Origin of the sequence: Shewanella sp. MR-4 (assembly GCF_000014685.1) — a bacterium.
Classification (GTDB): domain Bacteria; phylum Pseudomonadota; class Gammaproteobacteria; order Enterobacterales; family Shewanellaceae; genus Shewanella.
In genome coordinates, this window is record NC_008321.1 from 3,788,592 (window position 1) to 3,801,570 (window position 12,979).

Sequence of the window (12,979 nt, forward strand, 5' to 3'; positions counted from 1 at the left end):
AACTCGCTAACCTTAGTTTTTATCTAATCCGAGCACTGTTCTTAACTGACCTAAGGTATTCAAATCACCCTGACGACTCGCCACAGTGAGGGCTTGGGTTGGTGCGTGAATGAGTCTATTAGTCAGGCGATTGGCTAGTTCAATCAATACCTGCTCAGTGTCGCCCCCCTGCGCTAATTTATTCAGGGCGCGTTCCACTAACTCATCCTTTATCGCCATGCTCTGGCTGCGATACTCGCGAATACTGTCGACCGACTCTAAAGAACGCACCCACTCCATAAACAGATGAGATTGTTCTTCAGTAATTAATTCAGCTTGCTCGGCGGCCTCCTTACGGGAAGCCTTATTCTGTTCAATAATGCTATGCAGGTCGTCCACTGTATACAGAAACGCATCGTCCAAATCGGCGACTTCCGGCTCAATATCCCGGGGAACTGCTATATCAACCAATAACATAGGTTGATGGCGACGCTGCTTTAGCGCTTTTTCTACCATGCCCTTACCAAGGATTGGTAGCGGGCTGGCGGTAGAGGATATCACGATATCGGCTTTAGGGAGAAAATCTGGTATCTGTGCCAGCGTAATTGCCGTGGCATTAAACTCTTCACACATGCTTTGGGCACGTTCGAGAGTACGGTTTGCCACGACCATAGAAGCAACACCGTTATCCTTAAGATGTTTAGCCACCAGCTCAATGGTTTCACCGGCGCCGATTAACAGCACCTTAGTGGTCGACAGTGATGAGAAGATATGTTTTGCCATGCTCACGGCGGCAAAGGCCACAGAGACAGCCGCGGCACCGATTTCGGTTTCGGTACGCACTTTTTTCGCCACGGAGAAAGTATTTTGGAACATGCGGTCAATGGTCAGCGCAACGGTGCCCGCTTCTTTGGCTTTCACGAAAGCCTGTTTGACTTGTCCAAGAATCTGCGGCTCACCCAAAATCAGCGAGTCAAGACCGGAAGCTACGCGCATTAAATGCCTCACCGCCGCTTGACCGTGGTAATTGTAGAGGCACGGCGCTACATCTTGATGATCTAGGCCGTGATATTCTTCTAGCCATTCAATGATGTCGGCCTCATCGCCATTGTTACAATACAATTCAGTGCGATTACAGGTCGAGACGATAACGGCTTCACCCGAGCGTGTTCGACTGGCCAGACTCTTCATGGCATCATGAATTTTGTCCGGAGAGAAGGCAACTTTCTCACGCAGGTCTACCGTGGCTGTTTTATGGTTAATACCGATTGCTACAAGGCTCATCTGACTCTTTTCTAGATTCTTGGCGTCTCTCTTAATAAGGGCATTCTACTGAATTGGCCCAACTAAAAACAGAATACGCTTAACAAAACCGAATAAAGGTCTAACTTCTTACCTAAATTTTCTATCAATGATAGACAAATGCAGATTATCGCGACCGAAGTTATCCCAAGTGACCGCCAATGGAAATTTTACGATTGGCATTGGTATTCTTTACAAGCCCTCGTATCATAAGGACTTTGGTATATCAGTTATAGATGAATAATTTGAAGCGCTTCACAAAATCCATTTTCTCTTGTATCGCCTTGAGCGGCCTATTGTTTTTAGGCGGCTGCGAGACCCTGCCGCCAACGACAGATCTCAGCCCTATAACCGTCGACAATGCTGCCCAAGCCAAGGCGTGGGAGTTACAGGGGAAACTCGCCATCCGCACGCCAGAAGATAAGCTCAGTGCCAATCTCTATTGGCGCCACAGTGAGGAACGGGATGAACTCACCCTCACAACCATGTTAGGCACCACAGTGTTAACCTTGGATGCTACGCCTAACTCTGCTCATCTGCATGTCGATGGCAAAGATTTTCGAGATAGCAACGCCCAAGCATTACTCGAGCGAGTCAGTGGCTGGTCCATCCCGATTAACGACTTACCCCTTTGGATCACAGGCCAAATCGGCGCTTTAGACCGTGTGCTTGCCGTCGATAGCAATGGCAAAACCAAACAAATTCAAAACTCGCAAACCTTGCCGCCTTGGGACGTCACATTTTTGAGTTGGCAGCCCCAAAGCGGTGCTGAGGTACCCTATCAGTTAAAGCTTGAACGTGGTGATTTACAGCTCAAGCTGCAACTCAATCAATGGCAAGCCTTAGGTAAACCCTCAATAATGCTCGGAGAAAAACCTTAGCATGTCGAATGAGATTTCACGCAATTGGCCCGCGCCCGCCAAATTAAATCTGTTTCTGCATATCAACGGACGCCGCGCCGACGGTTACCATGAGTTGCAAACCCTGTTTCAGTTTATCGATTGTTGCGATCTGCTCGATTTTCGGGTGACACAAACACCTGAGCAGATATTGCACTCGGACATGTCAGCCGTTGTCGCGGATAGCGATAACTTAATTCTGCGAGCCGCAAAATCATTACAACAGGCGACAGGTTATCCTGGCGGTGCCGAAATCTGGCTCGAAAAACGTTTACCTATGGGTGGCGGTTTAGGCGGCGGCTCCTCGGATGCTGCCACCACGCTCGTGGCGTTAAATCAATTGTGGGATACCCAATTATCTAACGATGAATTGGCGACGATTGGATTAAAACTCGGTGCCGATATCCCTGTTTTTATTCGCGGTTTCGCGGCATTTGCCGAAGGTGTTGGCGAACGTTTACAGGCGGTGACGCCCACTGAGTTTTGGTATTTAGTGATAGCGCCCGATGCCCATGTTTCAACCGCTGCTGTGTTCCAAGATCCTTTGCTACCCCGCAATACACCTAAGCTTGGCATCGACACGTTAATGAGCCAACCTTGGGCAAATGATTGCCAAGATCTGGTCGTTTCCAAATACCCTCAAGTTGCCAAGGCCTTAGCCTGGCTGCTAGAATATGCGCCGTCGAGAATGACCGGAACGGGCGCATGCGTGTTTGGGGAGTTTTCTTCGCAGCAGCAAGCTCTCGCAGCCTTGGCGAAATTACCGTCTGATATGCAAGGATTTGTTGCAAAAGGGATGAATATTTCGCCGCTCATAGTGCGACTCAATCGTCCATAAACTACTTTCTTCTAGAGCAACTTTTTACGATAGCCCACGGGTTCCGCTCCCGTCCCCGCATCGTCGTTGCTCTAGCCACTAAAATATAAAGCAAACGCCTGAGGTTCATACAGTGCCCGACATCAAGCTCTTTGCTGGGAACGCCACCCCCAGTCTCGCTAAGAAGATAGCCGATCGTCTATTTTGTAAACTCGGAGACGCAGTGGTTGGTCGTTTCAGCGATGGTGAAATCAGTGTCCAAATTAACGAAAATGTACGTGGTGCCGATGTGTTTATCATCCAATCCACCTGCGCCCCAACCAACGATAACCTAATGGAACTTATCGTTATGGTTGACGCGCTACGCCGTGCATCAGCCGGTCGTATCACTGCCGTTATTCCTTACTTTGGTTATGCTCGTCAAGACCGTCGCGTACGTAGCGCACGTGTACCTATTACTGCGAAAGTGGTTGCTGACTTCCTGTCAAGCGTCGGTGTTGACCGCGTTCTGACCTGTGATTTACACGCAGAGCAAATTCAAGGCTTCTTCGACGTACCAGTAGACAACGTGTTCGGTAGCCCTGTGCTGCTCGAAGATATGCTGGCGAAGAAATTAGATAACCCAGTGGTTGTTTCTCCAGATATCGGTGGTGTTGTCCGCGCTCGTGCAGTGGCAAAACTATTAGATGATTCTGATCTAGCCATTATCGACAAGCGTCGTCCACAGGCAAACGTAGCGCAAGTGATGCACATCATTGGTGACGTTCAAGGCCGTGACTGCATTATCGTTGACGATATGATCGACACAGGCGGCACTCTGTGTAAAGCGGCTGAAGCCTTAAAAGAACACGGTGCAAACCGCGTATTTGCTTACGCGACTCACCCAGTATTCTCTGGCAAAGCGGCTGAAAATATCGAAAACTCAGTGATCGATGAAGTGATCGTGACCGATACCGTACCTTTAAGCCCTGAAATGCTTAAAGTAGCTAAAGTGACTCAACTGACGATGTCGGCCGTATTGGCAGAAGCCATTCGCCGCGTCAGCAACGAAGAGTCTATCTCTGCAATGTTCAGCCACTAATCTCGGCGCTTTGCATAAAAAAACGCACCTTAGGGTGCGTTTTTTGTTTGTGGGTTTATCGCAGTTTTCATTTAGAGCCATTCGCGTGAACTTAGCCCGCTCGAGCAACCTAAGACATACCTCTGCGCTTAACTTCGCCATAAAAAACGCACCCTAGGGTGCGTTTCTAACAGATAAAAGTGCGACTAGATCTTAAAGTGGCTCACGGCACTGACCAGATATTCGGCGCGGGATTTAAGTTCATCCGAAGCCGACGCATTAGCATCGGCAGCCCGAGAAGAATCCTCAGCAATATCACGGATAACGACCACGTTCTTATTCACTTCGGCGGCAACCATGCTCTGCTCTTCAATCGCTGCAGCAATCTGTGTACTCATATCCATAATATTATGCACATCGGTATTGATAAGCTTCAGCAACTCTCCTGCCGCTGCGGCCTGCTCGGCACTCTCGGCGCCTTGTTTTTGGCTCGCATCCATTAATTGCACTATGGCGCGGGTTCGGCTTTGCAAGGTTTGAATAATGTTGGCAATTTCCTGTGTCGACGATTGAGTTCGCATCGCCAGACTGCGTACTTCGTCGGCAACCACGGCAAAACCACGGCCTTGCTCACCCGCGCGAGCCGCTTCAATCGCCGCATTGAGTGCCAGTAAGTTGGTTTGCTCCGCAATGCCACGGATCACATCGAGCACGCTACCAATGGTTTCACTGTCACGCTCGAGCTCATCCACCACAGAGGCGCTGCTGTTAATCTGATCTGACAGTTGTCTGATCTTAAGGATGGTTTGCTCCACCTCCGTTTGCCCTAATTGGGCGTTCTCATGGGTTTTACCCGCTTTGAGGGCCGCAAGCTCGGTAGTTTTAGCAATTTCATCAATGGTCGCGCCCATTTCGGTAATCGCCGTCGCCACCATATCGGTTTCATTAAGCTGCTGGGCAACGCCTTCAGAGGCGAGCATTGCGTTCTCTGACACACTCTTACAGGAAGTGTTGATTGTCGCAACCGACTCAATAACCTGCTCGATAAGCTGCTGAAAACTGCCCACCATGCTATTGAAATGCTGTGCAATTTCGCCCAATTCATCTTGGGTTGAGGCATCGCATCTAAGGGTTAAATCCTTACTGACTTCGATACGCGAGATGACCTGAGTAATACGCTCGACCGGGGTGATAATGCTGCGGATGATGAGGTAGGTAATCACAGCAAGGATCAAGGCGATAATAACAAAGACCAAAATCCCGATATTCACACTGCTGCTTTGAGTATCATCGATGGCTTTTAACGCAAGATTATGCAGCTCGTCAGCACTGACTTCGGTCAACTTATTGGCTGCGATCAATTTCGCCATGGTGCCATCTTTTTCACTGAGTCCAAGCTGCTGCTCTTTGTTGACTAAGCTTTTAAAATCCTTTTGATATTGCTCAATTAAGGCCGCAATTTTATTTTGAGTATCCGTGTCTAAACTCGATACCCTTAGGCTAGCGTTGAACTTGGCGATGTTAGCGTCGAAGGTCTCAACGTAGCTCATCTCGCGGCGCAGCATAAAGTCTTTTTCGTTGCGGCGTAACTGCAACATGGCGACTTCGAGGGGTAACTGGTCGTATTCCTTCAGCATGGACTCGACATTATGCACAGCCGTTCTTAGGGTGCCGTAGAGACCCGTTTTAGGCGTTAAACCAATTTCTTGCTGAAGCTGCACCACTTCATTGAAGGCGGCCTGGTACTGATTTAGGTTACGATCAAAGCTTTCGAGTGACGTAGTAGAAACTTGGTATTTTTTAAAAACACTCTCAAGGTTGGAGACTAAACCATCAATTTTTGCATGTACTTCTTTATGCTTTTCAACATATTGAATGTCTTTTCGACCAAAGAAATCCTTTTCATTTTTACGCAGTAACAATACGTCTCGCTCTAGCTCGAGAACGGTTTGTGCGGCGTGGGAGAGTTCCGACTCAACCGAATTAGAATGAAGCTGCAATCCAAACATGGCAATCAAGGCCGTCACGGATACAGCGGCACTGAGTAACAACTTTGAGCGGATTAACATATAAAGCCCCTAATAAATAACATCTCTTAAAAAGATAGCTGGGAGTTAGGCCTTTAACAGCAAAATATCCCTGATATACAAAGTTTATCTTTTATTTATTGTGCACTGGTCGAGCAATGCTCCTCTGTTGACTATCTCCATGGGTAGCTATACAAGCTTTGTGCTTAACATAGCGAGCGAGCAATCACGCTTTTTAGCTATTACGCCTGAATACCATTTGGTATAAAATTAATAACTTCAAAAAGTTAGCATCAAAAAACCTAACTAATTTTACTACAACTAACAAAAGAGTTACTCAATATTTAAAAAATAAACCGACTATTTTTTATTGGATACAAACCTTTTCGGCTTTTCATAGCGTCCAATCAATAACCATTCACCTAGATGACAGGAAAATACAGTGACGGCAGGGAGACTCCCACTCAACGATGCAATGTCAGAATTTGACCTCATCACCTTGGCCAGCCAAGGCAATAGAGCCGCATTTAAGCAACTGTATTTAAGCCATCATCCAAGGGTATATGCGTTATCACTGCGGTTAAGTGGCCAAGCCTCGCAGGCGGAAGAAATCACCCAAGAGTGCTTTATTCTGGTCTGGCAGAAATTGCCACAATTTAGGGGAGAGAGTCAGTTTTCCACTTGGTTACACAGCATCTGTGTGAATCAGGCGCTGAGCTTTATCCGCAAGCAGAAGTCGTTTTGGGCGCGTTTTATCCCGATGGAGAGTGACGATGAACACCCAAGCGCAGATGAACATTATCAAGGGTTAGACAAGTTGATCCTCAAACTGCCAGAGCGGGCGCGTATCGTGTTTGTGCTCTGCGCCATTGAAGGTTATCAACATGAAGAAATTGCGCAATTACTTGGCATTGCCGTGGGAACCAGTAAGACCCAGTACCACAGAGCCAAGCAATTACTACAGGAGATGCTGTAATGTCCTTATCTAATGATCCCCGCGAGGCCAAGCTCCAGCAATTGATTGATGATGCACCCAAAGCATTAACTCCCGAACGGGATCTTTGGCAAGGCATCGAAAAACGTATGGATAAGCCATTGCCGTCGCAAACGGCTAATAATTCAAAGCGGTATTCAAGTGCACATTGGGCCATTGCAGCAACTGTAGTGCTGGCGGTGTTCTTCGGTTTCTACACTCAAGCTCCGGTAAAAACGTCGCTCCCTGAACAAATCGCCAACCAACCGGCAGATGATGAGCAAGCGCTGCACACTTTGCTGACCCAAATTGCCCAGACTCACCAGGCCCAAGTGACGAACCTTGAACAAACCTCAACGGTTGTCGCTTGGCAAGCCAGTCGCTTTAGCGCGCCGCTAGAGCAAGGCTTAGCGGAATTACGCCGTGCCGGCGAGCAGATTTATCAAGCATTGCAGGCTAATCCAACCGACAAACAACTTTGGCAACTCTGGCTTTGGGTGCAACAACGTGAACTCGATTTGCTACAGCAAGGCCAAAAACTTCCGATTCAAAACTCAACACAAGGAAATAGCATATGAGCCATTTTACCCTCACGAAAACCAGTCTCTTAGTGTCAACGCTTTATCTTGGCCTTATGGGCAGTGTATTTGCCGCTGAAAGCGTGGATAAGCAGTTACCAATAAGCAGCGATACCCTGCTGCAAATCAAAGTCCAACGGGGCGAAGTGCAAATTCAAAGCTGGGATAAAAATGAAGTCAGCGTGACGGGCACCCTCGATGAGCTGAGCGAAGGCTTTGTGTTTGAGCAGAAAGGTAACAATCTGAATATCGAAGATAAAATGCCACGCCATTATAACGGCAATGACAACAACGGCTCAAAACTCACCATTAAGGTGCCTAAAACCGTCAAACTGAACGCCGATACGATTTCAGCCAATCTGCAAATCAGCCAGACTCAAGGCGAGCTCGATCTCAATACCGTCAGCGGGAATATCACCGCCGAGGCGCTGGATGGCAACCCAACATTGCACACTGTGTCTGGCGATATCACCACTAAGGGGTTAGCAGGTAAAGTAATGTTAGATACCGTCTCCGGTGAGATTAAAGACAGCCAAAGCAAAGGCGAAATCAAATATCGTTTAGTGAGCGGCGATCTCGACAGCCAAACCTTAGCCGATAAAGTGAAAGTCGAACAGGTTTCAGGGGAAGTAAACGGCGACTTTAACGTCGCTAAAGAAGTCAATGTCCGCACCGTGAGTGGTGATACTCAAGTGTCACTGGCAAAAAGCTTCGATAAAGCCAATCTGGAAAGCGTGAGTGGCGATATTATGGTGACGTTTGCCGATACGCCCGATGCCGATTTCGACCTCAATGGTGGTCCAGGCGGCAAAATCAAAAACGGTTTGACCCAAGATGTGCCACAAAGACAAAAATACGTGCCGAATGAATCCTTAAGCTTCCAAACGGGTTCTGGTAGCGCCAGTGTGAAGATGGACACTATTAGCGGTAATCTTATCCTGAAAAAACAATAGTCTTTATCAGATAGCACTAGTAGCAGTATAAATAGCAATAAAAATGCCGCTCCATGAGAGCGGCATTTTTTTAACCCAAATGAGTTTAAATCGAGGCGATTTCCTCACTCGTCAGATAGCGCCATTCACCAGGGGCAAGATCTGAGTCTAATTCAATTCTGCCAATGCTTTCACGGTGTAAGCCAACCACATGATTGCCCACGGCAGCAAACATCCGCTTAACTTGATGATATTTACCTTCGGTAATGGTTAAACGCACCAACTGTGGCTCGATGATTTCAAGCACCGCGGGCTTTGTCAGGCCATCTTCATTTCTCAGTTCCACTCCGGCGGCAAATATGCCTACCAAACTCCCATCCACAGGATCGGCTAACGTCACTAAGTAACGCTTGCCACAGTCTTTTTTCGGCGAGGTGATCCGATGCGACCATTGGCCATCGCTGGTGATCAACACAAGGCCCGTAGTATCGGCATCTAAACGGCCAGCAATGTGTAAAGTTTCTGGCTTTTCGATATCCAGCAGACTCAATACCGATGGATAGGCTTCATCGATAGTCGAGCAAATCGTATCCACGGGCTTATTAAGCATCAGGTAACGCTCTCCGACGAGGGAGATAGGCTCACCTTCGAGGCATACTTGCATCCCCTCAAGCACTTTAAAGCCAGAGTCTTTGACCACAATACCGTCACAGGTAATCTCACCACGGTGTAAGGCTTTTTTCGCTAAAGAACGGGTAAGCGAGGTACTTTCACAGATAAATTTATCTAAACGCACTGGACGACTCAACTTCAATAAATGAAAACCGCCGTATTATGGGGCCCAACGGACGAAAGGGCAAAGCCTAGCCAATGAAAATACTCAGAGAAGCTATTGGTGGCCGCGCGTAAACCTAAGTGCTTACTAACTTGTCAGAGCTTGCGTACGGTATGTTTGGCGGTTTTTAGGCCAAATTCAACCATGGTAATTTTTAGTTACAACTGATGGATAATAAATCCGGCTGAAAAAGTGTAATCACCTTGTTTAGATTCCCACTAAAGCATTAACATACGTAGCGTTGCGCCTGAAGCAATCCCATTTTACAGCCAAACAGACCCAGAGATGGGCACAATAACAAATTCGAAGGAAACGACATGAGAAAAGTACTCATTGGGGGACTGTGTGCCTCACTCATCGCGGGCCTCACTGCCTGTAATGACAAACCCGCTGAAGTTAAAGCGCCAGAAACCACTAAAACCGCCACTGCTGCCGCTGTAACTAAAGCATTAGGTTCAGGTATCGAATTTGAAAACTTCGATAAGTCTGTGCGTCCACAGGACGACTTCTATGAATATGTTAACGGCGCTTGGCTGAAGAAAGCCGAGATCCCAGCCGATCGCACTAGCATTGGTGCCTTCTACGATCTGCGTGAAAAATCCCGTGATGACGTTAAAGCCATTATCGAAGAAGTTGCTGCTACGCCAAATCTGGCCGTAGGCACTGACGAGCAAAAAGTGGCTGATCTTTACCGTTCATTTATGGACACAGCAACGCTAAACAAACTGGGCGTGACGCCACTGAAAGGCGAGTTTGATGCCATCAACGCCTTAAAAGACAAAAACGAGCTGGTGAAATACTTCGCCCACAGTCAAATCATGGGTGCGGGTACACCTATCGCCTTCTACATCGATATCGATGCGAAAAACTCTAGCCGTTACGCGACTCACCTGTGGCAGTACGGTTTAAGCCTGCCGGAAAAAGATTACTACTTCAACGAAGCAGAGCGCTTCGTCAATATCCGTAAGGCTTACCTTGCCCATATTGAAAAAATGTTCACTCTGGCCGGTCTTGCCAATCCAAAAGCCAGCGCTGAGTCAATCCTCGCACTCGAAACTGCGATTGCCTCTAAACATTGGGATGTGGTTGAAACACGCGACAGCACTAAGACCTACAACCTGTACCAAGTGAAAGATCTGCCAAGCTTAGCGCCAGATATCGACTGGACTGGCTACTTAACGACATTAGGTGCTGACAAGCAAACCGACATTATCGTTAACCAACCGAGCTATATCCAAGGCCTGAACGAAGTCCTCAAAACGACCGATCTGGCAACTTGGAAAACCTACATGCAATGGCAAGTGCTGACCCATGCGGCAAGCAACTTGAGCGAAGAGTTAGACAACGAGAACTTTGCTTTCTTCTCTAAAACCCTAAACGGTCAAGAAGAACAAGAGCCACGTTGGAAGCGCGGTGTTGCGGCAGTCAACGGCGTATTAGGTGAAGTGGTGGGTAAAGTGTACGTGAAGCGTCACTTCGCACCAGAAGCCAAAGAGCGCATGCAAGCATTGGTTGAAAACCTGCGCGGCGCCTACGGCGACAGCATCAAAGATCTGACTTGGATGAGCGATACAACTAAGCAAGCTGCTGCCGAAAAATTAGCGAAATTCAACCCGAAAATTGGTTATCCAAACAAGTGGGAAGATTACAGCAAGCTGACCATTAAAGCCGATGATTTGATTGGTAACGCGGTTCGCGCAAGCGAAGTTGAGCACGCTAAATCACTGGCTAAGTTAGGCGCGCCAATCGATAAAGACGAGTGGCACATGACCCCACAAACGGTTAACGCCTACTACAACCCAACCATGAACGAAATCGTGTTCCCTGCTGCAATTCTGCAACCACCTTTCTTCAACATGGAAGCGGATGATGCCGTCAACTACGGTGGTATCGGTGCGGTTATCGGTCACGAAATGGGCCATGGTTTCGATGACCAAGGCGCTAAGTTCGACGGCGAAGGCAATATGCGTGACTGGTGGACAGAGAAAGACTTAGAAGAATTCTCTGCCCGTGGTAAAGCGCTGATCGCACAATACGATGGTTACTATGTGTTTGACGATCTGCACGTGAACGGCAGCCTGACCTTAGGCGAAAACATCGGTGACTTATCGGGCGTGACTATCGCTTACCGTGCGTACAAAAAGTCGCTCAATGGTAAAGAAGCACCGGTTATTGACGGTCTGACTGGCGACCAACGTTTCTTCATCGGCTTCACGCAAATTTGGCGTGCAAAAGCCAAAGAAGAAGCCCTGCGTAACCGCGTAGCGACAGATCCACACTCACCAGCAGAATTCCGAGCACTGGGCGCACTGTCTAACATGCCTGAGTTCTACACTACCTATGATGTGAAACCAGGTGATGCTATGTATATCGCGCCAGAGAAACGCGTGAAAATTTGGTAATCCCAAATTAATTCAAGACAGTAGTAAATAAACCCAATGGCGCCGCTCACAATAGCGGCGCCATTTTTTTAGGCACGAAAAATGTGAACCTAAGCCAAACATGAACAAGTCTTCATCATTGATTCAGCTTTAATTAAGCCACTCCAGCCTATGGTATTCCCGTGATGTGTATCACTCCCATAAGGAAGTAGGCCGTTATGAATAAGTTATTTCGTACCTTTTTTATCTTTCTACTCTTATTATCGACCCGCACAGGCGTAGCCAATCCTTTAGATATCAATGACAGCAGAGCCGAACGCGGTAATTACAGTGCAAGACAGGCTCAAAGCCATGATCTGCATGGTCTTTATGCGCTAAACACTCAAACCTTCGACACCCCACGTCAAGCTTCGGCCTGTTTAGACAACTTATATTCCAATGCCCACGCGGCCCAAAATGAACTCGCAAGCCTGTTGCAGACAGTGGCTGCCAGTTCACAGGCGCAGGTGATTTTGCCTGACGTAAAAAGTTATCAACGCGCCGCCGAGAAGGTCGCCACCAAATTTAATGGGGATGCAAGCCAGATCACCGACCTTGCCCGCGCCAGCATCGTCAGTAACAGTATCTCCGAGCTGATGCAAAGCTATTACGCCTTAAGCGAGCAAGCTCAGGTCGTGAAACAGAAAAACCGTTTCGCCGAACCTAAAGCCTCAGGTTATCGCGACCTTAACTTACTGGTACGTTTGCCCGAAAGCGGCATGATTGCCGAGGTCCAATTACACCTTAAGGATATTGCCGACATCAAAAGCGGCCCAGAACACAAGGTTTACGAACAGGTTCAACAGATTGAGGCGAACGCGATCAAACAGCAACGGGGGTTAAGTGAGTTTGAAACCGCGCAGATCGCTAAGCTGCGCCAAGAGTCACATAAGCTGTATCACAAAGCTTGGCTTAACTATAAACGCGTCGATGAGGGATTGCTGCTCACTAACTCAGTTGCTTAATCACCCATTTGCTTAATCGCTTTACCGTTTACCTCTGTACCACTTCCACTGTTGCGCTGGCTATTTGTGAAAACAGATGCCAGCGCTTTTTTTACGGAGCCACACCAGACTTAGCCCAAAGCGTCACTGCTGCAAATACGCAAACTAAAGCCGAACTATCCCTACTACAAGCTCACAGCCCTTCCCTCGCAT

General features: G+C 47.8%; 11 protein-coding genes. 8 read left to right on the forward strand and 3 right to left on the reverse strand.

Going from position 1 to position 12,979, the window contains the following annotated elements; translation table 11 throughout:
* Positions 1-12: 12 nt before the first annotated feature.
* Positions 13-1,263, reverse strand: coding sequence for a glutamyl-tRNA reductase (gene hemA, locus SHEWMR4_RS16600; RefSeq protein WP_011623912.1), 1,251 nt, complete (start codon positions 1,261-1,263; stop codon positions 13-15).
* 254 nt (positions 1,264-1,517) lie between these two features.
* Here hemA and lolB point away from each other — a divergent pair, with 254 nt between their 5' ends.
* The 3 genes from lolB to SHEWMR4_RS16615 all read left to right on the forward strand — a co-directional run bounded on the left by lolB (position 1,518) and on the right by SHEWMR4_RS16615 (position 4,078).
* Positions 1,518-2,162: a lipoprotein insertase outer membrane protein LolB gene (lolB, locus tag SHEWMR4_RS16605; RefSeq protein ID WP_011623913.1), complete on the forward strand. Its 645-nt coding sequence runs from the start codon at positions 1,518-1,520 to the stop codon at positions 2,160-2,162.
* 1 nt (position 2,163) lies between these two features.
* Positions 2,164-3,018: a 4-(cytidine 5'-diphospho)-2-C-methyl-D-erythritol kinase gene (gene ispE, locus SHEWMR4_RS16610; protein ID WP_011623914.1), complete on the forward strand. Its 855-nt coding sequence runs from the start codon at positions 2,164-2,166 to the stop codon at positions 3,016-3,018.
* 112 nt (positions 3,019-3,130) lie between these two features.
* Positions 3,131-4,078: a ribose-phosphate pyrophosphokinase gene (locus SHEWMR4_RS16615; RefSeq protein WP_011623915.1), complete on the forward strand. Its 948-nt coding sequence runs from the start codon at positions 3,131-3,133 to the stop codon at positions 4,076-4,078.
* 185 nt (positions 4,079-4,263) lie between these two features.
* On the opposite strand, the gene SHEWMR4_RS16620 is transcribed toward SHEWMR4_RS16615, so the two are convergent.
* Complete coding sequence (locus SHEWMR4_RS16620; protein WP_011623916.1) at positions 4,264-6,126, reverse strand: methyl-accepting chemotaxis protein; 1,863 nt, start codon at positions 6,124-6,126, stop codon at positions 4,264-4,266.
* A gap of 400 nt (positions 6,127-6,526) precedes the next feature.
* Here SHEWMR4_RS16620 and SHEWMR4_RS16625 point away from each other — a divergent pair, with 400 nt between their 5' ends.
* From SHEWMR4_RS16625 to SHEWMR4_RS16635, 3 genes are read left to right on the forward strand one after another with little or no spacing between them, the layout of a single operon-like run.
* On the forward strand, positions 6,527-7,060 hold the full coding sequence (locus tag SHEWMR4_RS16625) for an RNA polymerase sigma factor (protein ID WP_011623917.1): 534 nt from the start codon (positions 6,527-6,529) through the stop codon (positions 7,058-7,060).
* Positions 7,060-7,635 (forward strand): hypothetical protein, encoded by a 576-nt coding sequence (locus tag SHEWMR4_RS16630; protein WP_011623918.1) that lies wholly within the window; start codon positions 7,060-7,062, stop codon positions 7,633-7,635. The genes SHEWMR4_RS16625 and SHEWMR4_RS16630 overlap by 1 nt, the downstream gene beginning before the upstream one ends.
* Complete coding sequence (locus SHEWMR4_RS16635; RefSeq protein ID WP_011623919.1) at positions 7,632-8,588, forward strand: DUF4097 family beta strand repeat-containing protein; 957 nt, start codon at positions 7,632-7,634, stop codon at positions 8,586-8,588. Before SHEWMR4_RS16630 ends, SHEWMR4_RS16635 begins: the two co-directional genes overlap by 4 nt.
* An 85-nt stretch (positions 8,589-8,673) precedes the next feature.
* On the opposite strand, the gene rsuA is transcribed toward SHEWMR4_RS16635, so the two are convergent.
* Positions 8,674-9,381, reverse strand: coding sequence for a 16S rRNA pseudouridine(516) synthase RsuA (gene rsuA, locus SHEWMR4_RS16640; protein WP_011623920.1), 708 nt, complete (start codon positions 9,379-9,381; stop codon positions 8,674-8,676).
* A 338-nt stretch (positions 9,382-9,719) separates the two neighbouring features.
* Here rsuA and SHEWMR4_RS16645 point away from each other — a divergent pair, with 338 nt between their 5' ends.
* Entirely contained in the window at positions 9,720-11,804 is a 2,085-nt protein-coding gene (locus SHEWMR4_RS16645; RefSeq protein WP_011623921.1) for a M13 family metallopeptidase, read from the forward strand.
* Between the two features lie 197 nt (positions 11,805-12,001).
* Complete coding sequence (locus SHEWMR4_RS16650; protein ID WP_011623922.1) at positions 12,002-12,787, forward strand: RelA/SpoT domain-containing protein; 786 nt, start codon at positions 12,002-12,004, stop codon at positions 12,785-12,787.
* The last annotated feature ends 192 nt before the right edge of the window (positions 12,788-12,979 follow it).